17 protein-coding genes are annotated in these 19,655 nt (G+C 66.6%); 10 read left to right on the top strand and 7 right to left on the bottom strand.

From position 1 onward, the window contains the following. Nucleotides 1-7: 7 nt before the first annotated feature. On the bottom strand, nucleotides 8-775 hold the full coding sequence (locus tag ACR65K_RS08315) for a DUF4245 domain-containing protein (protein WP_440152207.1): 768 nt from the start codon (nucleotides 773-775) through the stop codon (nucleotides 8-10). A 138-nt stretch (nucleotides 776-913) separates the two neighbouring features. Between ACR65K_RS08315 and glpX the strand changes: the two genes are divergently transcribed. Further along, nucleotides 914-1,936 carry a class II fructose-bisphosphatase gene (glpX, locus tag ACR65K_RS08310; RefSeq protein WP_181422425.1) on the top strand — a complete coding sequence of 341 codons (1,023 nt, stop codon included), beginning with the start codon at nucleotides 914-916 and terminating at the stop codon, nucleotides 1,934-1,936. Between the two features lie 87 nt (nucleotides 1,937-2,023). Continuing rightward, nucleotides 2,024-3,079: a lipid II:glycine glycyltransferase FemX gene (locus tag ACR65K_RS08305; RefSeq protein WP_440152205.1), complete on the top strand. Its 1,056-nt coding sequence runs from the start codon at nucleotides 2,024-2,026 to the stop codon at nucleotides 3,077-3,079. A gap of 74 nt (nucleotides 3,080-3,153) precedes the next feature. Here ACR65K_RS08305 and manA read toward each other — a convergent pair whose 3' ends face one another. From manA to ACR65K_RS08285, 4 genes are all read right to left on the bottom strand, one after another. Further along, nucleotides 3,154-4,398 (bottom strand): mannose-6-phosphate isomerase, class I, encoded by a 1,245-nt coding sequence (manA, locus tag ACR65K_RS08300; protein ID WP_440152204.1) that lies wholly within the window; start codon nucleotides 4,396-4,398, stop codon nucleotides 3,154-3,156. Nucleotides 4,399-4,511: 113 nt separating this feature from the next. After that, nucleotides 4,512-6,164, bottom strand: coding sequence for an LCP family protein (locus ACR65K_RS08295; protein WP_440152202.1), 1,653 nt, complete (start codon nucleotides 6,162-6,164; stop codon nucleotides 4,512-4,514). Nucleotides 6,165-6,174: 10 nt separating this feature from the next. Then, the gene (purE, locus tag ACR65K_RS08290; protein WP_142030651.1) at nucleotides 6,175-6,759 is read right to left on the bottom strand and encodes a 5-(carboxyamino)imidazole ribonucleotide mutase; all 585 of its coding nucleotides are present in this window, start codon (nucleotides 6,757-6,759) and stop codon (nucleotides 6,175-6,177) included. Then, nucleotides 6,756-7,952 (bottom strand): 5-(carboxyamino)imidazole ribonucleotide synthase, encoded by a 1,197-nt coding sequence (locus ACR65K_RS08285; protein WP_440152200.1) that lies wholly within the window; start codon nucleotides 7,950-7,952, stop codon nucleotides 6,756-6,758. The genes purE and ACR65K_RS08285 overlap by 4 nt, the downstream gene beginning before the upstream one ends. Before the next feature lie 174 nt (nucleotides 7,953-8,126). Between ACR65K_RS08285 and ACR65K_RS08280 the strand changes: the two genes are divergently transcribed. Next, nucleotides 8,127-8,687 (top strand): GtrA family protein, encoded by a 561-nt coding sequence (locus ACR65K_RS08280; protein WP_440152198.1) that lies wholly within the window; start codon nucleotides 8,127-8,129, stop codon nucleotides 8,685-8,687. A 12-nt stretch (nucleotides 8,688-8,699) separates the two neighbouring features. On the opposite strand, the gene ACR65K_RS08275 is transcribed toward ACR65K_RS08280, so the two are convergent. Then, nucleotides 8,700-9,401: a TIGR03089 family protein gene (locus ACR65K_RS08275; protein WP_440152197.1), complete on the bottom strand. Its 702-nt coding sequence runs from the start codon at nucleotides 9,399-9,401 to the stop codon at nucleotides 8,700-8,702. A gap of 388 nt (nucleotides 9,402-9,789) precedes the next feature. Between ACR65K_RS08275 and ACR65K_RS08270 the strand changes: the two genes are divergently transcribed. Genes ACR65K_RS08270 through ACR65K_RS08260 form a run of 3 tightly spaced genes read left to right on the top strand, consistent with a single transcriptional unit; the run spans nucleotide 9,790 to nucleotide 15,459 of the window. Further along, on the top strand, nucleotides 9,790-10,323 hold the full coding sequence (locus ACR65K_RS08270; protein WP_082566716.1) for a WhiB family transcriptional regulator: 534 nt from the start codon (nucleotides 9,790-9,792) through the stop codon (nucleotides 10,321-10,323). 29 nt (nucleotides 10,324-10,352) lie between these two features. Continuing rightward, complete coding sequence (locus ACR65K_RS08265; RefSeq protein ID WP_440152194.1) at nucleotides 10,353-13,718, top strand: glycosyltransferase; 3,366 nt, start codon at nucleotides 10,353-10,355, stop codon at nucleotides 13,716-13,718. After that, nucleotides 13,711-15,459 (top strand): DUF5719 family protein, encoded by a 1,749-nt coding sequence (locus tag ACR65K_RS08260; protein WP_440152193.1) that lies wholly within the window; start codon nucleotides 13,711-13,713, stop codon nucleotides 15,457-15,459. The genes ACR65K_RS08265 and ACR65K_RS08260 overlap by 8 nt, the downstream gene beginning before the upstream one ends. Before the next feature lie 26 nt (nucleotides 15,460-15,485). Here the strand turns inward: ACR65K_RS08260 and ACR65K_RS08255 are convergent, their stop codons facing one another. Next, on the bottom strand, nucleotides 15,486-15,998 hold the full coding sequence (locus tag ACR65K_RS08255) for a metallopeptidase family protein (RefSeq protein ID WP_056332317.1): 513 nt from the start codon (nucleotides 15,996-15,998) through the stop codon (nucleotides 15,486-15,488). A gap of 117 nt (nucleotides 15,999-16,115) precedes the next feature. On the opposite strand from ACR65K_RS08255, the gene ACR65K_RS08250 reads away from it, so the two are divergent. The 4 genes from ACR65K_RS08250 (at nucleotide 16,116) to ACR65K_RS08235 (ending at nucleotide 19,654) form a co-directional block, all read left to right on the top strand. Further along, a complete protein-coding gene (locus tag ACR65K_RS08250) occupies nucleotides 16,116-16,502 on the top strand; it encodes a DUF3499 domain-containing protein (protein WP_307091256.1) in 387 nt (128 codons plus the stop codon). 79 nt (nucleotides 16,503-16,581) lie between these two features. Beyond that, nucleotides 16,582-16,809, top strand: a complete 228-nt coding sequence (locus tag ACR65K_RS08245; protein ID WP_056332930.1) for a Trm112 family protein — start codon at nucleotides 16,582-16,584, stop codon at nucleotides 16,807-16,809. Nucleotides 16,810-16,884: 75 nt separating this feature from the next. Further along, nucleotides 16,885-18,351 (top strand): adenosylhomocysteinase, encoded by a 1,467-nt coding sequence (gene ahcY / locus ACR65K_RS08240; RefSeq protein ID WP_440152191.1) that lies wholly within the window; start codon nucleotides 16,885-16,887, stop codon nucleotides 18,349-18,351. A gap of 64 nt (nucleotides 18,352-18,415) precedes the next feature. Then, nucleotides 18,416-19,654 (top strand): L,D-transpeptidase, encoded by a 1,239-nt coding sequence (locus tag ACR65K_RS08235; RefSeq protein WP_056332314.1) that lies wholly within the window; start codon nucleotides 18,416-18,418, stop codon nucleotides 19,652-19,654. Nucleotide 19,655 lies beyond the last annotated feature (1 nt).

The following is a 19,655-nucleotide window of genomic DNA, read 5'->3' as shown; positions in this document are numbered from 1 at the left end:
CCCCACCTTACGGCGTGGGGGCCGCCGAGGGTGAAACTGTGACGGCGGGGCTGCTCTCAAGGGAGGTGACGACGGCGGCGGCCAGGGTTGCGAATTCGTCCAGTTGCGCCGCGCCGGACAGGATGACGGTGCTGCCCCGGTAATTCAGCACCATGGATTTCTCACCCTTGCCGGTGTCGCGCAGTTCCCATTCCCGGCCGCCGGCATTCCGCGAGCCGGTGACGGGGGCGTTTTTGGTCTGCTGGAGGAGCCAGGTGGGGTTGGAGTTCCTGGTCTGCACCAAACCGATGAAGGACGTTTTGGGGGTCAGGTAGCCCACCTCCCAGGTAGGCACGCCGCTGCCGGTGCCGGCTTCCCACCGGGCGTAGTTGGCGCGGAAGGCGTTGCCGGTATCAGGGGCGACGGGTGTGAATCCTGCCACATCCGCTGCGTTCCGTGCCACCGATGCAACGTCGATGTCCGGCCGGTAGCCATCGCCCTTGGGCTGGGGATTCATGAGGACAACAGGCAGGAACGCCGCAATGCTGAGCACCAGGGCAATGATCATGCCGATCACCGAGGCGTTCGCCCGCTTGGCGGCGGCCGCCGGAATGACGGGCTTAACCGGGGCGTCCGCACTGCTGCCGGCGGGGCCGGAACGTGCATCGGGCTGTTCCTGGCCGGAGCTGGGACTGGTGGCTTCCTGCATGTCATTCACCCCTCTATAGTCGCCCATCCCGGAGCCGTACTTCCATTCGGCCCTGGCCTGGGCCACGGCGGTAGCCGCAGTGCACATTGCGTGGTTGCGTCATGGGCCGCCCGCGGAGCGGTGCCGCGACTATGATCGATAGCAGAGGAATCACCGTCCTGCTGCACCGGCGGGCGGGTTCAATGATCGCCACTCGAAGAAGAGGTTCACGTGTCACCAGCGTCCATGACCCAGAAGTACTCCACGATTTCACCGTCCCTTGCGGTGGGCCACGACGAGCCGGACCGCAACCTCGCCCTTGAGCTTGTCCGCGTCACCGAGGCAGCGGCCATCGCCGGCGGCCACTGGGTGGGTTTTGGCGACAAGAACACCGCCGACGGCGCGGCCGTCGATGCCATGCGTTCCTTCCTGCAGACCGTCCACTTCAACGGTGTCGTGGTGATCGGTGAGGGCGAAAAGGACGAAGCCCCCATGCTGTTCAACGGTGAGCGCGTTGGCGACGGCACCGGCCCCGAATGCGACGTGGCAGTCGACCCCATCGACGGTACCCGCCTGACCGCCCTGGGCATCAACAACGCCCTGGCTGTGCTGGCCGTTGCCGAGCGCGGCTCCATGTTCGATCCCTCCGCTGTGTTCTACATGGAAAAGCTCGTCACGGGTCCCGAGGCCGCGGACATGGTGGACCTGCGCCTGCCGGTCAAGCAGAACCTGCACCTGATCGCCAAGGCCAAGGGCGTGAAGGTCAACCAGCTCAACGTGATGATCCTTGACCGCGACCGCCACAAGCCGCTGGTGGAGGAAATCCGCGAAGCCGGTGCGCGCACCAAGTTCATCATGGACGGCGACGTGGCCGGCGCCATCGCCGCTGCCCGCTCCGGCACCGGTGTGGATGCGCTGATGGGCATCGGCGGCACCCCCGAGGGCATCGTGGCCGCCTGCGCCATAAAGTCCCTGGGCGGCGTGATCCAGGGCCGTCTCTGGCCCACCAGCGATGAAGAAAAGCAGAAGGCCATCGACGCCGGCCACGACCTCGACCGCGTGCTTTCCACCAACGACCTGGTCTCCAGCGACAACTGCTACTTCGCCGCCACCGGCATCACGGACGGAGACCTGCTCAAGGGCGTCCGCTACTCCAAGGACAAGGTCCTCACCCAGTCCATCGTCATGCGCTCCAAGTCCGGCACCATCCGTTTCGTCGACGGCGAGCACCGCGCCGACAAGTGGGAAGGCTACGCCCGCAAGAGCTGATCCACGGCCACTGCAGGATGTCAGGCCCCGGGGCGCCGCGTGCGCACCGGGGCTTTGCCGTTAACGCCTTGGTATAGGGTTTAAGCCATGATTCCTGCTGTTGTTCCCTGTACTGACCGCGCCCTTTGGGACGAAAATGTCGACCGGTTCCAGGGGCATCCGCAACAGCTGTGGGGCTGGGGCGAGACCAAGGCCATGCACGGCTGGTCCGTGGACAGGGTCCTGGTCAAGGCCGGGGAGGAAACCATCGGCGCCGCCCAGCTGCTGGTCCGCAGGCTGCCCGTTCCCTTCCGGGCACTGGTTTACATTCCGCGGGGCCCCATGTGCTCCGCGGAGAATGCACAGGTGGTCCTCAACCGGCTGGCCGAGCACGCTGCCCTCCGCCACAGGGGAGTGGCCCTCAGCATCGAGCCCGACTGGGACAAGGACTCCGCCTTCGGCGGCGCTGTCGCCGCCGCAGGCTTCCGCGAGTCGGCCAACACCGTCCTTATCCCGCGCACACTCATCCTGGACCTCACCCGGTCCGACGACGAGTTGATGGCAGAGATGTCCAAGTCCACCCGGGCGAACATCCGCAAGGCCATGCGCAGCGACGTGGAATTCCGCAAGGTCAAGAACGACTCCGAGCTGGAGCAGGTGCTGGCCATCTACCACGACACCGCGGCGCGGGCCGGCTTCGGCATCCACGAGGACCAGTACTACCGCGACATCTTCAAGAACCTCGGTGACGCCTCGCCGATCATTGCCGCGTTCGACGGCGAGCAGATGCTGGCCTTCACCTGGCTGTCCCGCAGCGGTGCCACCGCGTTCGAACTCTACGGCGGAGTGTCCGCCGAAGGCCAGAAGCAGCGCGTGAACTACGGCGTGAAGTGGGCGGCCCTGCAGGCAATGCGCGAGGACGGCTGCAGCCGGTACGATTTCAACGGCCTGCTCAACGACGGCATTTCCGACTTCAAAAAGCAGTTCGCCAAGCACGAAAACATGCTGCTGGGCACCTGGGACAAGCCCCTGTCGCCGCTCTACCCCGCCTACTCAACGGCCATGCCGCTGGCGCGTAAAGGGCTCCAGCAGGGTCGGCAGTTGCTGAAGACCGCGGCCGGGCGGGTCCTGCCGCTGGTCCGGAAACTGCGCCCGGGCAACTGACTGGGCACATCAGGAGGGCGACGGCGGCACCCGGGCGGGTGCCGCCGTCGCCCTTTGATGTTGAGGCCGGGCGGCTAAAGGCCGGTGGTCACCGCAAAGGCAAGCGCCGTCCCCTCACTGCCCGCCGCGCGGTGGACGTTGATGGGGGCTTCCGCCGCGGCGATGAATGCGCTGCCGCCCCGCGACAGCTCCAGGTCTCCCTTGGGGGAATCCAGGTACACGTCACCCGCCACCACGATGACCACGGCCGGGCCGGCCTGCACCAGCGGAACGGGGCCGGCGTCCGGCCCCAGCTCGATGCGCTGCAGCTGGAACTCCCGGAACGGCGGACGGAAGAGCTCCTGGTCCATCACCGTCTTTTCGGCAGCCAGCATCGGTACGGCCACAGGACGGAAGTCGATGGTGTGCAGGAGTTCGGGCACATCCACGTGCTTGGGCGTCAGGCCGCCGCGCAGGACGTTGTCCGAGGAGGCCATGACCTCCACGCCCAGCCCGTGCAGGTACGCGTGCACGTTTCCGGCAGGAAGATACACCGCCTCGCCCGGCTTGAGTGAGATGCGGTTCAGCAGCAGCGAGATCAGGACTCCCGGATCACCGGGGTACTTTTCGTTGAGGCTGATGGCGGTGCGCAGTTCTGCCTCGTACGGCTCGAGCGGAGCCCCGGATACCAAGGCCGCCACCACCAGGGCAGTTTCGTCTGCCACGTCCTGCCCGCCCATGATCAGCCGTTCGAAGGCCCGCCGGAGTCCCGCGCCCTCATCCGGGGCGTCGAGGTCTTCGACAAGCGCTTGAAGCAGTTGCGGGATCTGCCCGGTGTCAGGGAAGGCAGCTGCAACGTGCTGCAGGATCTTCCGGGTTTCCGCTGGAAGGCGGAACCCGCACAGCGCCTCGAACGGCGTGAGGGCGAAGATCATCTCCGGCTTGTGGTTGTCATCCTTGTAGTTCCGGTCCGCCGCGTGCGGATCGATTCCGGCCTCGTTTTCCCGTGCGAACCCGTCCCGCGCCTGCTCCAGGCTCGGGTGGACCTGGAGGGAGAGGGGCTGCGCGGCCGCGAGGATCTTGGCCAGGAACGGCAGCCGTGGGCCAAAGGCACCGACGGACTCCGCGCCGAGGAAATGCTCCGGGTCGGAGGAGATCAGGGCATCGAGCGGGCTCCGGGACCCGTCCTCGGGCAGGTGCGCCACCGACGGAGAGTCCGGGTGCGCCCCGATCCATAGCTCTGCCTCCGGGCGCCCCGATTCGGGGCGGCCCAGCAGCGAGGCGATGGCGGTCGTTGAACCCCAGGCGTAGTCCCGGAGGACGTTCTCAATCTCGTACAAAACCGTTCCGTTCCTTGATGGATGGGCACCCTTGTGGCTGGGCATTTATCGATGGTCACTGGCGGGCAGGCCACGGATTGATGGCCAAGGGCCGGGCACTGACTGATTTTCCGCTACAGCGGGGCGCACTGCCCGTTGGTGGCCACGAGTTGGCGGATGGACTCTTCGTCGCCCTCGAGCTTGAACTGGTTCAGCATCTCCTCGGTGATCGGCTCGCCGTCCGGGGTGGTGGTCACGGGCGTGAAGTCCGACGGCGAGGGCTGCTGTTCCGCCTTGACTGCGGCGGGCAGGGCGGCCGGGACAGTGCCTGCAGCCTGGACGTGACCGGCGGCTGCCTGCGGAACGGCCACGACGTCGTCGGGAATTCCGGCTGACTGGGCACCCTTGGCAGATGCCGAGGCCAGCAGTTGGTCCACGCGCTCGTGGATTTGCCCGAAATCCGGGGTGGTGGAGAAGGATGCGTCGAAGTCCGGCGGCCCGATGGTGAGCCGCTTGGCTTCCTTGCCCTTTGCCTTGATGGCCAGGTCCAGGAAGCTGCCCAGCTGGGAGGAAGAGATATTGGAGTCCACTACCTTGGTGCCGGCGTCGGCAATATCCTCGAACTTGGACAGCAGCGTGGCTGGATCCAGTTGCTTGAGCATGGCCTGCTGGACGCACTGCTGGCGTGCGATCCGTGCGTAGTCGTCCACGAATTCGCGCGAGCGGCCGTACCACAGGGCGTGGTAGCCATCGAGAGTGTTGTCGCCCGCCGGGATCCAGCCCAGCGGCATGCCGTGGATGCCGTTGGCCTCATCGATCGTTTCGCCGCTGATGGGGACCCAGCCGCCGGCCTTGATCCGGATGCCGCCCATGGCGTCGATAAGTTTGGAGAAGCCGTCCATGTCCACCAGGACGTAGGCCTGGATATCCATTCCCAACGTTCCGGCTACTGCCTCAAGGGTGGCCTGCGCACCGGGATCTGCCACGCCGGGGTAAAGATCCTTGTGCTCGTTGGTGACCTCGGTGTTGATCGCATTGATCAGGCACTCGTCGCCGCAGTTGTAGCCGTCAGGGTAGATGGACCGCATGGGGGAGCCGGCGCTGAATTGGGCGTTCTGGAAGTTGCGCGGGACGGAAATAATGGCCGTTTGCCCCGTCTCGGCGTCCACACTCAGGACGGAGAGGCTGTCCGGGCGGCGTCCCGTACGGTCATCGCCGGCGTCGCCGCCCATCAGGAGGAAGTTGTAGCGGCCGTCCACGGGCTTTATGGCCGGACCTGAACCGAAGATGCTGCCGATCGCGTTGCGGCCCACATTGAGCAGGTAGGCCGCGTAGCCCACCGAGCCGCTGCCCACCACCAGGGCGAGCACCAGGGCGATGCCGACGGCGGGGCGTGCCTTCGGTGCCAGCAGGACAGGGCGGATGAGCCGCAGGGTGTTCAGGAAGAGGAAGGCCCAGCCGAGTGCCAGCGCCGCCAGCAGGACCACGAGCACCAGCGACGTAACAGGGTTGGTGAGGATGGTGATGACCAGGCTCCGGTTAAGCAGCAGCATGGCCACCGTCAGCAACAGGAGCGCCCATGCGCACAGTGTTACGCGCAGGGCCGCGCGGCCCAGCTTGAGGTCGCCCGCCACGAGTTGTGCGCTGCCCGGAAGCAGGAGTGTCAACAGGACCAGGACAAAGGCACGCTTGGTGCGGACCTCCGGTGAAGCACTGACCGGATAGCGCACCGGGTCTGTCATGGCCGTGCCCCCACCGGTGTTGAGCACGCTGCTGCTGCTGGCCATGCCCGCCGCCCTAACGGCTGCCCCGAAGGGCGCTGGAACCGCCGGGGAAGACTTCGCTGACTTTTTGCCGCAGGCTTGCGCCCTTGCGGGAAGCAACCGCGTTGAGGTCGGCGGCGAAGTCGAGGAGATCCGCGCGCAGCGAAGAGGCCAGTTCGTCGGTGCCGGAGGCCAGCATCCTGACAGCCAGGAGCCCGGCGTTCCGTGCGCCTGCAATGGACACGGTGGCTACCGGCACGCCGGCCGGCATCTGGACGATGGACAGCAGGGAGTCCATCCCGTCAAGGGTCTTCAGGGGAACGGGAACGCCGATCACGGGCAGCGGCGTGACGCTGGCAAGCATGCCGGGCAGGTGGGCGGCGCCGCCTGCGCCGGCGATGATGACCCGCAGGCCGCGTTCGTGGGCGGTCTGGCCGTACCGAATCATCTCGGTAGGCATCCGGTGGGCTGAGACGACGTCCGCTTCAAAGGGGATGCCGAACTCAGCCAAGGCGTCTGCCGCAGCCTCCATGACGGGCCAGTCCGAGTCGGAGCCCATGACCAGGCCAACCAGGGGACTGGCACCGGAACCGGCGGCTGTGGTTGCTTCGGCGCTCATGCGTTCTCCTCAAATACTGCGGACGGTTCATCGCTGCTAACCCGTCCGTCACGGATGATGCCTGCAACAGCTGTGGCCCGGCGGCGCACCGACTCGACTTCCGCCGGGGAGGTTCCCACCAGGTTCACGTGGCCGATCTTACGTCCGGGGCGCACGGATTTGCCGTAGCAGTGGACTTTCGCGGCCGGTTCGGCGGCAAGTGCCATGGGGTACGCGGAGTAGAGGTCCTGGTTGTCTCCGCCCAGGAAGTTCTTCATCACGGTTACAGGGGCCAGCGCATCGGTGGCACCCAAAGGCAGGTTAAGCACGGCACGAAGGTGTTGTTCGAACTGGCTGGTAATGGAACCGTCCTGGGTCCAGTGGCCGGTGTTGTGGGGCCGCATGGCCAGTTCGTTGATCAGGAACCCAGCGCCGCTGCCCGGAGTTTCGAAGAGCTCCACGGCAAGGACACCGGTCACGTCCAGCTCGGCGGCGATGCGCAGGGCGGCGTCCTCGGCGGCGGCTGCAACCTCCAGCGGAATGTCCATTGCGGGCGCAATCACCTCGTCGCAGACACCGTCCACCTGGATGGTGTGGACGACCGGCCAGGCCCGCGACTCGCCGTCGGGCGTGCGTGCCACCAGTGCCGAGAGTTCGCGGGTGAACTCGACTTTGGCCTCAGCGAGCAGGGGACTCATGGCGGCAAACCAGTCTTCGGCTTCCGCGGCCTCCTCTGCTGATGCCACGATCCTCACGCCCTTGCCGTCATATCCGCCCCGAGGTGTCTTCAGTACGACGGGCCAGCCGGTTTCGTCGCCGAAACGGACCAGCGCGGCGACATCCGCCACAGACGCCCAGGCGGGGTTGGGCAGTTCCAGGCGGTCGATGGCGGCACGCATGACCAGCTTGTCCTGGGCATGGACCAGGGCGTCCGGTCCGGGCTGGACATTGACGCCGGCCTCCTGCAGGGCACGGAGGTGGTCCGTTGGCACGTGCTCATGGTCGAACGTCATCACGTCCAGGCCCTTGGAAAAGTCCAGCAGCGTCTGCAGATCCTTGTAGTCGCCCACGGGTGTGGCGGGTACCGCCGACACTGCGGAAACGTCGTCGCCCTCGGCGAGGACACGGAGTTCAAAGCCGAGTGCTGTAGCGGCAGGGGCCATCATTCGCGCGAGCTGGCCGCCGCCAACCACGCCTATCACTGGAAAAGTCACATCTGCCAGCCTACCGAAGAGGCGCCCAATCCCGCTTTTACGGCCCGGCAGGGGGAGGAGATTTTACGCCGCTGGGACAACCGCCGGCCGCCGGACAGCACCGGCTCAAAGCTTTGGGGGCTAAAATAGTCATTTGGCCGAGCGGCCCACAGTTCATCACGGCCATGGAGGGTCATGTTTAACGCACTTGCAGATCGTATCCGGGGGCTCGCCTCACTCTTTTGGCGCGAGGTGGCCAAGTTCGGTGCGGTAGGCGGCGTGGCCTTTGTCATTGACAACGGGCTGACCTACTACCTGATGCACGGTCCCATGTCTGACAGTGAGGCGAAGGCCCGCTTCGTGGGGGCCACCGTCGCCACAGTCTTCTCCTGGGTGGCCAACCGATTCTGGACGTTCCGCCACCGCCGCCAGGCCAACGTGCTCCGCGAGTTCGCCATGTTCGTCCTCATCAACGGCATTGGCATCGGCATCTCCACCGGCTTCACCGCCCTGGCAAAGTACGGGATGGGCATCGACGACAAGAACCTGCTGTTCCTGGCGGGTGTGGCGGGCATCCTGGTTGCCACGGTGGTCCGCTTCTTCGCGTACCGCTTCCTGGTGTTCAACGAGGAACTGGACCAGGAACCGGAGTTCTCCCACGACCACGAACTCATCGAAGCCCACCCGCACAGGGAGCCCTCCCGTGCCGCCGAGCGTCCGGCCCCCACTCCGGCCGACGGCGGCCCCCAGTCGTAGGTTGGGCCACTGCTAGCTGCCGTGGATGCGTTCGTCCGCGAGCAGTTTGTCGGTAAGCGCCACATCAGCGTGGGTCAGAACCACCGAGCCGCCCTGCTGCCAGGCTCCCAACGCGTTGGCCAAAGCGGATTCCAGCCCATGGCCCGCAGGAACATGGACCCTGGCGCCTTCCGAATGGTGGAGGGCGAAACCGCTGGCCAGCTGGCTGTGCAGGATGGCGCGCCCATCGTGGGTACGGACCGCACAGGCCGACGGATCGGGATCGGAGTGCGGCATGAACACATCCCCGTGGGAACGTACCTCGGCGGCGTAGTCGAGGCAGCCCGCGGGAAGCTCCCCGGTCCAGCGCATCGCGAGAGCCGGCAGCGCAACTGCAATGACGGCGTCGTGCTGATCCCCGGCGCCGCTGGGATCGTCCGTGGCCAGGAAGTCTGCCGGGCCGTCGTCGAGCACGGTTTCCAGTCCCAGTTGCCAGCCCGCCAGCGCCCAAACCAGGGCTTTCCAATGAGCCGGAAGCGCCAGCCGCAGGCGCATGCCCGGCTCCGCGTCCAGCTCGTCCTGCAGCAGGTTGCTGGTCTTGGCCACCCAGTTGTCCAGGACCCTTCCCGATAGTTCCACCCGCTCTGAGTCCGGCCCGTACCAGGTCAGGCGGGGTGCAGTGGAGTTGCCGGAGCGGAGGCTGCCCATCAGGTCGATGGCGGGGATAGTCGTCATGGCTTCATCCTGCCACTTCGGGAGTTTCCGGTCATGGGTGCGGTTGGCGCCTCGGTCCGCACAAGCTGCGAGTGATATTAATCACCCTCGTTGCTAAGCGTACTTGCTATTTACGCCTGGACCGGGTATTTTTCCCGCCGTTGCAGAGAGTTCAGGGCTTTTTTGCAGCTGGAGGTCGTCCCGCCGCATCCGCCACGCCCGGACCGACGGAAATCCCGGGCGTGGCGTACACAAACTTACGGGCCCCGACTGTCTATTATCCCGGCAACGGCTTGACTCGCCCTAGTTACACACGTGTAATTAGGTAACTAAAGCAATTGCGCAAATACCGGCACACAACCGAGTGCCCACGTATCCAGGCAGTGGCTGAAACATCAGGAGGGTCGCCGTGGGGCAAGCAGAGCGTATCCAGGAAGATGCCGTCGTGGCCGGTCAGGCAACGGCAAAATACCGTGCGCGGGGGGTGCCGAGCGATTGGTACGTCGATCCCGCCGATCCTGATGCTGCAGAGCGGTACAACAGGAATTCGAGCAGTGTCCTCGAGGACCAGGCCACGGCCTTCCTCGCGGCGCATGAAGCCCTCCTTGACGGCGGTGCGGAGCCGGAAGATGATCTTGACCCGCCAATGGAACTGGCTGCGCCGGGTACCGCCCAGCCGGTATGGATCGGCCTGCCGCTCCAGCAGGACTTTGACGACGAGGGCGAACTTGGCTGGCAGACCGACGCGCTGTGCGCCCAGACTGATCCGGAAGCCTTCTTTCCTGAAAAGGGCGGCTCCACCCGCGATGCCAAGAAGGTCTGTGGTGCCTGCAATGTCAGGTCACAGTGCCTGGAGTACGCGCTGGCCAATGACGAACGGTTCGGCATCTGGGGAGGCCTTTCCGAGCGCGAGCGCCGGCGGCTAAGGAAGCGAGCAATCTAATTCTTCAGGATGTCCATGTCACTGCCGTTGTGGTCGCCCACAACGGCAGTGCCTATCTGCCCAGAACCCTTTCGGCCCTGGCGGCCCAAACCAGGCCCGTGGATCGTGCCATTGGCGTTGATACCGGATCCCGCGACGACTCGTACAGCCTCCTTCAGGGAGCCCTGGGTGAGGGTGCCGTTGTCCGCCACCCCCGTGGAAAGGGCGGCATGGGCGCCGCCGTTTCTGCCGGGCTGGGCGCACTGGCGCCCTTCCACGCCACCGCTGACTCTGCCGGGACCGAGTGGATCTGGCTTCTGCACGATGACGCGTCGCCGGCGCCTGAGGCGTTGGCTGAACTCCTGGGCGCGGTGGAGCGGGCGCCTTCGGTGACCGTTGCCGGCTGTAAACAGCTGGACTGGCATTCGCCGCGGAAACTGATGGATGTGGGCCTTTCCACCAGTCGATGGGCCGAGCGGCTGACCCTGATCGACGCCGATGAGATGGACCAGGGCCAGTACGATGGCCGCACGGATACCTTCGCCGTTAATTCCGCGGGCATGCTTGTCCGGCGGGACATCTGGGAACACCTGGGAGGTTTCGACCCTGCCCTGCCCGGCAGCGGCGACGACGTCGATTTTTGCTGGCGGAACCGCCTGGCCGGCCACCGCGTCGTGGTGGTCCCCGCAGCCCGCGTTTTCCACGTGGCGCACCGGCCGCACGCCCTTGGAAACCCGTCCGCCGCCCGGAAGGCGCAGGTCCACCTGCGCCTGAAGCACAGCCCGCTCTGGATGGTGCCCGTCCACGGCATCGGTGCACTGCTGGGCAGCCTCTTCAAGCTGGTCCTGAGCGTTGTGGTCAAGGATCCAGGCCATGGTATCTCCCAGCTGTTGGCCACCTGCGCTGCCCTGGGCCGTCCCGGGGCCGTCGCGAGGGCCAGGCGGACAGCCAAACGAACCCGGCGCATCCGCCGGTCGGTCATCCGCAAGCTTCAAACACCTCGTCGCGAAGTGTGGAGCCACCGCAGGTCATTGATGGAGGCGCTGGGATCCGACGGGTCAGGCAGCGACCACCTCGTTCAGGATCCGCTCGCGCACCAGCCAACCGGCGATGCAGCGGATGATTTTGCTGCCCTCGCCACCACCAAACGCGGCTGGGTGGGTAACGGCGCCCTTGCAGCCGTCATCATTGCAGCCATCGCCTCGTTGCTGGCCCTGGCAGGACTGTTCCGCGCTGGGGCCGTAGCCGGCGGCGCCCTGATTCCCGTTTCCTCCCACCTCGGGGACATCTGGCACAACGCCTCCAGCTGGTGGGTCAGCCTCGGCGCGGGCCTTCCCGGCCACGGCGACCCTTTTGACTATGTGCTGTGGATCCTTGGCCTCTTCGGCGGCGGTGACGCCAACCCCGCCATGGCATGGCTGCTCCTGCTCGGGGCCCCGCTGTCCGGACTCACCGCGTGGTTCGCGGCGGGCGGGGTCACCGTGCGCCGCCGGCTCAGGTTCGTAGCAGCGGTCTTTTGGGCTGCCGCGCCGGCACTCCAGATAGCTCTGAACCAGGGCCGCGCCGGTGCCTTGGTTGCGCACATCATGCTGCCGCTGGTGGTCCTGGGCCTGCTGCGCGCTACGGGGTCGGCGATAGGCCATGGCCGATTCAACCCTGCCCCGGCACTCGGGGGCCGGCCGGCTGAACTGCCTCCAGCCAAGGCGGGCGTCAACGGCATGCCTTCCTGGACGGCCGCCGCAGCTGCCGGGCTGGCCCTGGCGGTCACTACGGCGTCGGCTCCCTCCCTGCTCATCCCGGCGGCTGTTGTCATCGTGCTCTGCGGCCTCCTGCTGGGACGGCGCGGGCGGACTGTGTGGTGGGCCCTGTTACCCAGCGCGGCCCTATTCGTCCCCTTCGCGCTGTCCACGCTTGACCGGCCGAGGGCACTGCTGGCGGATCCCGGACTCCCGCTGGGGTTCGATGCCGCCCCGCTGTGGCAGCAGCTCCTGGGCCAGCCCCTGTCGTTCGACCCGGCCGCGGGACTCCAGGGGCTTGCTGCCTTCACTGGCGGAACAGCGCCCTGGGCCCTGCTGCTGGCGCTGCTCATCGCCGGGCCGGTGCTGGTCCTTGCCCTGGTGGGCCTCCTCAGCCCGGGGCGCCGGGCCGGGACTGCCAGGTGGTTCTGGACGGCAGCGGTTATCGTACTGGCCGGCGGATGGCTGGCCAGCCACGTTGCCACCGGCCTGAATTCAGGGATCATGGTGACTCCTTTCACCGGACCGGCCGTGTCCGCCGCGTCCTTCGCCCTCCTCGCTGCAGCCCTCCTCGGATTCGAGCAGCTGCTGTCCGTGGTTGACCGGACTTCCGGTGGCGCGGCAAGGACCAGGACCGCGGCCCGCGCCGGCATCGCCCTGGGCCTGGTGGTGCTGCTGGCAGGACCGCTGGCCGGAATGGCGGCCTGGTCGGCCCAGAACCTTCTGCGTCCAGGCGCCGCCGCCGCACCTGCGATCCCAACGCCGGGAGGTGTTCCCGGTCCAGCCGCTTCCGCGGGCGGGGGAGCCCTGGGCGCCCCGCGGCTGGTTGAGGCCGCCCCCGGGCGCTCCCTGCCTGCTACCGCCATTGACCGGGGCGAGGGTCCCGAGCAGACGCGCACCCTCCTGCTCAGTACCGGCGACGACGGCACCTTCAACGCATCCCTGATGCGCGGGAGCGGCACCACCCTGGACAGCCTCTCGTCCATCGCCTCCGCACGGAACATCATTGGCGCTCCGGGCGAGGAAGCCGTGCGTGAGGACGACGACGTCACCACTGCGGTCCGCCGCGTTGTGGCTACCCTCGTAGCGGGGCAAGGCGTGGATCCGCGTTCCGACCTCGAACAACTCGGTGTCGGATTCGTGGTGCTCCGCTCCGCGGATACCGCAGCCCAGCTGACCGCCAGCCGGATGGATGCAGTTCCCGGCCTGGTGGCCGTGGGACAGACCGACGTTGGCTGGCTGTGGCGGATCAGCCCGCTCAACCCGCCCGTTCTGCAGGCTGCCGACGTTGCCCACCGTGTCCGCATTGTCGATCCCCGCGGGGCAACCACCGCCCTGGTGGCCTCCGGGACCGATGAGGTCGACGCTGCTGTCCCGGCAGGTGCCGAGGGCCGCTTGGTGGTACTTGCCGAGCGTGCTGACCCGGGCTGGACTGCCTGGGTCGACGGGCGGAAGCTGACCTCCACCACCTCCGGCTGGTCCCAGGCGTTCACCCTTCCGGCAGCTGGCGGCCAACTGACCGTCCGTTATGAAAACCCCTGGTCGTTCTGGGCGGCCGCCGCACAGATCACGGTGATAGGACTGACGGCGATCCTTGCCATTCCCATGCCGGCCCGACGGCCGCGGACCGGCCTCTCCCGTGACGAGGGCTCCCTGCGTAAGGAACACCAACATGCATGACCACACCCCACCGGCTGCGGCGACGCCACCGGCAGGCGCCGAAACGCCGGGTGCAAACAAACCGCCGCTGGCAGGCGACACGACGGCTCCAGCCGCAAAACAGGCTCCGGAAGGAGCCACGGCCGGTGCAGGCAGGAAGGCATCGGGCCGCGGCGCTACCCGGCTGCCCGGCGGCAAGGGCCGGGCAGCATCCGTAGCCGGGGTTGCCGCGGGAGTCCTGATCCTTGCCGGGGGAGGTGCCGTGGTGGCCGCCGGGTCATTGGTGCCGCATCCTGAGAGCAGCCGCATTATGCAGGCGGTGGAAGCCGCGGTCCCCGCAGGTGCCAGCGTCGGCGTCTGCCCAGGCCCCGCGCGCCTGCTGGAAGGCACCGACGCTGGTACGGACGCGCAATTCCGGCCCGAGTCCGCCACCGCGGCAACCAGGGTCGGTGCCGCGGTGCTCAGCGCGGGCGGTGTGCTGCCCGGAAGCCGGCTGGCGCGCCTCGACGGAACAGCCGCCGTCGAAATCGCCAAGGACCCGGGTCCGGCGCCCACTGCCGGCGCCCCCCAGGAACTCCTTGCCGGAGTGGTTGCCGACCGCGCGGTGGACCAGGTCAACGTCCTCAGGGCTGATGCCCTTGCAAACCAGAATGCTTCAGCTGCAGGGGCCATGAAATACACCGCGAGCGACGGTGATCTGCAGGGCAGTGCCGCGGCCGCATGCGGGCAACCCTCAAACGATCAATGGCTGGCAGGTGCCGGCACCACTGTTGGCCGCACCTCCGTGCTCGCCCTGACCAACGCCTCCAGCACACCCGCCACCGTGAGCCTGGAGCTGTTCGGGGCAGGCGGGCAAATCCAGGCTCCGGGCAGCCGCGGCCTGCTGGTTGCGCCCGGCACCACCCGCAGCGTCGTCCTCGCCGGCCTGGCACCCAACGAGTCCCAGCTGACCGTGCACGTCCGCAGCGCGGGTGGTCCGGTTGCCGCGTCGATCCAGCAAAGCGTCCTGCGCGGCCTCACCCCCGGCGGCGTGGATTTCATTAGCCCGGGGACTGCGCCTGCAGTCCGCCAGGTAATGGCGGGCGTGGACATCCAGGACCCCTCTGGACTCGCTACGCTGACGGGGCAGCCGGGATACGGGGACGCGGGGCCCGCCCTTGAACTGACCGTTCCCGGTGCTTCCGATGCCGTGGTGGAGATCAAGCTGTACGGGCGGGACGGGCAGCACGCGCTTCCCTCCGGCGGCGTCATCACCGCAAAAGCGGGGTCCACCACGGAGGTATCCCTGGCCGGGGTTCCTGCCGGCCAGTACACCGTGGCGGCCTCGTCCGACGTGTCCTTCGTCGCGGCGGCACGGATGAGCCGCGGGCTTCAAGCGGGGCAGCCCTCGGATGTCGCATGGGCCCCGTCCGCCGTCCGGCTGGGAAGCCAGCACGTGGTTCCCGTCCCCAAGGGCGGCCTTCGCCAGTTGGTGTTCGGTGCCCTTGATGCCCGGGCCACCATCACCTACGCAGCCATTACGGCTGATGGAAAGGTGCGGGCAGCCGCTGCTGCGGACATCGCCGGGGGAACAACAGCCTCCATCAGCGTTCCGGCGCAGGCCGACGGGGCCGACGTCGTGGGCTATGTAGTGTCTGCGTCCGGTGATGCCGCCTATGGAGCGGTGCTCTTGGGGCAGGACGGCCGCAACGACGTTTCCTCCCTGGCTTTCCTCGCCGCCGCGGCCGGCCGGGAAACAGTTCCGGTGGCATTGGGTTACTAGGGGTTAAGGCTTCCCGGCCGGCGGCTTTAGTAGCGGCGGCGGTAAACGGGATCCAATGTCTCCGGCGCCACGCCGAGCATCTCCGCGGTGTGTTCCACCACCACGTCGTGAACCAGGTCCTGGAGCTCTTCCACACCGGAGCAGGCCTGCTCCACCACCCGCCGGTACACCGTGATCATTGGTCCATCCTCACCGGCAGCGGGAGTGTAGGAGCCCATGGGAGGTGTGGAGGCGTTGGCGGCCAGCTGCTCAAGGTCCGGCGGGATCTCGTCCACACCAAAGCGCACGCCGTCGAGGGTTTTGCCCCAAATGTCGTGCAGCCGCTGGGCCGAATCCAGCACCATGTCGTCAAAGCGGTCTGCGCGGGTCCGGTACCCGGGATGGGTGGGCAGCATGATCTCGCCCCGAAGGCCGCGGCCGTGGCGGTTCCGGCGCCGCCTGAAGAAGCTCCTGCCAGCGGTCTCCACACCCGTTGCCACGCGGGCATCCGGGTCAGCCAACCGGACCGAAAAACCTGATTCATGGTTCGATGACTGCATACATCGACTGTAAACCCGGTGGCGGATTTACGCGATACATCCCTTCGGGCACGGGGGCGCGTCGGCCCGTGCGGCAATGCGCGGTTTTTGTACGGTGAAGGGGTAGTCTGTGATGTCGTGGGAGCTATCCGTCAGTGTTCGAGGTCAGCCTGCCGCCAGTCGGCGGTAGCCACCCTGACGTACGTGTATGCAGACTCCACGGCAGTCCTTGGTCCGCTGGCCACCTACGCCGAGCCGCACTGCTACGACCTTTGCGAGCAGCATGCCGACTCGTTGACGGTTCCCCGCGGCTGGGAAGTACTGCGCCTGGCCATGCCATCAACTCCCCAGCAGCCTGGCCCCGATGACCTGCTGGCGCTCGCCAACGCCGTGCGGGATGCCGCTGCACTCCCGCCGGAAGCCCAGCCGCCGGCCCAGCGGGGCCACCATTCCGCCCTTGAAGCTCCGGCAGGCGCTGAAGGGGTACGCCGGGGCCACCTGCGGGTCCTTCGGGAACCTTCCTGACCTGCATCTGGCGGTAGGCTGGAAGCTGCACATCTTTTCCGCTACCGGCGCGAGCGCGCCCGCCAGGGAGCATGAACAAATGCCAAAGATCAGTCCCGAGCTGTTGTCCGTCCTGCGTTGCCCCGTGACCGGCTCGCCACTGGTCCAGGAGGGGGAAGAGCTGGTGGCCACTGCCGCCGGTGATACGGGGATCAGGAACCGGTACGCCATCGAGGACGGGATCCCGCTGCTGCTGCCTCCGGAACTGCTCGCCGCGGCAGCCTCGGCAGGGTCAGACCAGCACGATCCGGCTGCTGCAGGACACTAGTTCACCTGTATCCGCCCGCACAGAAAAAGCAGAACGGGGACTGGACCAGGACCCGGACCAAGCAAAGGACCACCCATGACTTTTGACTACAAAGTTGCCGACATCTCCCTGGCGGAAGCCGGCCGGCACCAGATCCGCCTGGCCGAGCACGAGATGCCCGGCCTGATGTCCCTCCGCGAGGAGTTCGGCCCCACCCAGCCCCTCAAGGGTGCCCGGATCGCCGGTTCCCTGCACATGACAGTGCAGACCGCGGTGCTGATCGAGACCCTTACTGCGCTGGGCGCCGAGGTCCGCTGGGCCTCCTGCAACATCTTCTCCACCCAGGATGAGGCCGCCGCGGCCGTTGTGGTGGGCAAGGGCACCGTTGAGGATCCGCAGGGCGTGCCGGTGTTCGCCTGGAAGGGCGAGACCCTTGAGGAGTACTGGTGGACCGCCGAACAAATCCTCACCTGGCCGGGTGCCGAGTCCAACCCTGAGCTGGGTCCCAACATGATCCTGGACGACGGCGGCGACGCCACCATGCTGGTCCACAAGGGTGTCGAGTTCGAGGCTGTCGGCAACGTGCCCTCCGCCGATCCCGAGGATTCCGAGGAATACGGCATCTTCCTCGAGGTGCTGCGCCGTTCCCTCGCGGCGGACCCGCAGAAGTGGACCCGGGCGGCCGCCACGATCCGGGGCGTCAGCGAAGAGACCACCACCGGTGTCCACCGGCTGTACCAGCTGGCGGACCAGGGCAAGCTGCTCTTCCCCGCAATCAACGTCAACGACTCCGTGACGAAGAGCAAGTTCGACAACAAGTACGGCATCCGCCACTCCCTTCCCGACGGCATCAACCGGGCCACCGATGTGCTCATGGGCGGAAAAGTCGCTGTCGTCTGCGGCTACGGCGACGTTGGCAAGGGCGCGGCGGAAGCGCTGCGCGGCCAGGGATCACGTGTCATTGTGACCGAGATCGACCCCATTTGCGCGCTGCAGGCGGCCATGGACGGCTACCAGGTGGCCAAGCTGGAATCAGTCCTGGCCCAGGGTGACATCTTCATCACCACCACCGGGAACAAGGACGTCATCATGGCCGAGCACATGGCCGGCATGAAGAACAAGGCCATCGTGGGCAACATCGGTCACTTCGACAACGAAATCGACATCGCAGGCCTGGCCCGCATCCCCGGCGTCAAGAAGGTCGAAATCAAGCCGCAGGTTCACGAATGGGTCTTCGATGAAGGCTCCAGCGAGGAGCGTTCCATCATTGTCCTGTCCGAGGGCCGGCTGCTCAACCTTGGCAACGCCACGGGCCACCCGTCCTTCGTCATGAGCAACTCGTTCGCGAACCAGACCATTGCGCAGATCGAGTTGTGGACCAAGCGGGACCAGCACGAGTACGGGAACAAGGTCTATGTGCTGCCCAAGGTCCTGGACGAAAAGGTGGCCCGGCTGCACCTGGACGCCCTGGGTGTTGAACTCACGGAACTGACCAAGGACCAGGCGGAGTACCTGGACATCGACGTCGCCGGTCCGTACAAGCCCGAGCACTATCGTTACTGACATGTAAGGGCCCGGGCGCAATCGAGCGCCCGGGCCGTTATTTTTTGCACGTAGGATCGAAAACATGGAGCCTGATGTAAAGCCCCGTCGCCGGGGGACTGCCAAGAAAATCCTTGCCGTGGCTGCCGTCTGTGTCCTGGCTGCCGTGGGCGGGGTCTTCGCCGCCGTCGCCCCGGGCCTTGCCGGCGGCCCGCTTGAATCGGAAGCAGGCTCCGCGCTGCGGACATCCCCCGGCATTGCTTCCCCGGTTGTACCGCCGGTGACTCTGGACACTGCGCCGGCCAATGGCGCCAAACAGGTGAATCCCGCCGCCCCGGTGTCCCTGAAAGTGGGCAACGGGACAATCCAGCGCGTCACCCTGGCCAGCACTGCAGGCAAGACCATTGACGGCAGCATCAACGCCGGCGGGACGGCGTGGTCCGCCACCGGACCCCTGGAATTCAACACCGAATACAGCTACACGTACGTGGTCAAGGATGGCGCAGGACGCGAGACCAGCACCACGCAGTCCTTCAACACCGTGACAAGCTCACATGAGGCAGATGCCGCCATCTACCCGCTGAACGGCATGAAGGTGGGGGTGGGACAGCCCCTGCAGATCATCTTCAGCGAGCCCGTGACCAACCGTGCCGCCGTGGAAAAGGCCATCAAGATCACCACGACTGCGGGACAGGCCGGAGCCTTCCATTGGTACAGCGACACCATGGTCCGTTACCGCCCGGAGAACTTCTGGACTGCGAACTCAACGGTCACCATGGACATGCAGCTCTTCGGCGTTGACCTGGGCAACGGCCAGATCGCAAACTTCAACAAAAAGGTGAATGTCTCGATTGGAGACAAGAAGGTGGCCATCGCCGATGCCACGGCACACACCTTCACGCTCAGCGTCAACGACCAGCCCGTCAAGACCCTGCCCGTCAGCATGGGGGACAAGCGCTTCCCGTCAGCAAAGGGATACGCGGTGCTGATGGAGAAGAACCGTTACGACCACTTCAGGGCGGCCAGCATCGGACTGAAGCCCGATGATCCTGCCTACTACGGTGAAGCGGACGTTGAGTACACCATCCGCCTGACCCTGAGCGGCGCATACATCCACCAGGCCCTCGAGTCGGCCTACCCGTTCATTGGGAACGCCAACGTGTCCCACGGCTGCATCGGCTTCCTGCCCGACGGCGCGGCATGGGTATTCGACAACATGGGAACCGGCGACGTGGTCCAGATCATTAACACCGAGGGTGACTACGCGGCGAACACCGACGGATTCGGCGACTGGAACATCCCGTGGAGCGAGTACGACAACTAAG

The sequence above is a fragment of the Arthrobacter sp. SAFR-179 genome (assembly GCF_059414945.1).
The sequence above is the reverse complement of the archived record's forward strand: the minus strand, read 5'-3'. Positions and strand labels throughout refer to the sequence as shown.

Excerpts from the sequence above, each read along its gene's own strand:
- ACR65K_RS08295 (WP_440152202.1), bottom strand. The coding sequence starts at position 6,164 with ATGGCCAGCAGCAGCAGCGTGCTCAACACCGGTGGGGGCACGGCCATG.
- ACR65K_RS08280 (WP_440152198.1), top strand. The coding sequence starts at position 8,127 with ATGTTTAACGCACTTGCAGATCGTATCCGGGGGCTCGCCTCACTCTTT.
- glpX (WP_181422425.1), top strand. The coding sequence starts at position 914 with ATGACCCAGAAGTACTCCACGATTTCACCGTCCCTTGCGGTGGGCCAC.
- ACR65K_RS08275 (WP_440152197.1), bottom strand. The coding sequence starts at position 9,401 with ATGACGACTATCCCCGCCATCGACCTGATGGGCAGCCTCCGCTCCGGC.
- ACR65K_RS08305 (WP_440152205.1), top strand. The coding sequence starts at position 2,024 with ATGATTCCTGCTGTTGTTCCCTGTACTGACCGCGCCCTTTGGGACGAA.
- ACR65K_RS08315 (WP_440152207.1), bottom strand. The coding sequence starts at position 775 with ATGTGCACTGCGGCTACCGCCGTGGCCCAGGCCAGGGCCGAATGGAAG.
- ACR65K_RS08255 (WP_056332317.1), bottom strand. The coding sequence starts at position 15,998 with ATGCAGTCATCGAACCATGAATCAGGTTTTTCGGTCCGGTTGGCTGAC.
- ACR65K_RS08260 (WP_440152193.1), top strand. The coding sequence starts at position 13,711 with ATGCATGACCACACCCCACCGGCTGCGGCGACGCCACCGGCAGGCGCC.
- ACR65K_RS08245 (WP_056332930.1), top strand. The coding sequence starts at position 16,582 with ATGCCAAAGATCAGTCCCGAGCTGTTGTCCGTCCTGCGTTGCCCCGTG.
- purE (WP_142030651.1), bottom strand. The coding sequence starts at position 6,759 with ATGAGCGCCGAAGCAACCACAGCCGCCGGTTCCGGTGCCAGTCCCCTG.
- ACR65K_RS08235 (WP_056332314.1), top strand. The coding sequence starts at position 18,416 with ATGGAGCCTGATGTAAAGCCCCGTCGCCGGGGGACTGCCAAGAAAATC.
- ahcY (WP_440152191.1), top strand. The coding sequence starts at position 16,885 with ATGACTTTTGACTACAAAGTTGCCGACATCTCCCTGGCGGAAGCCGGC.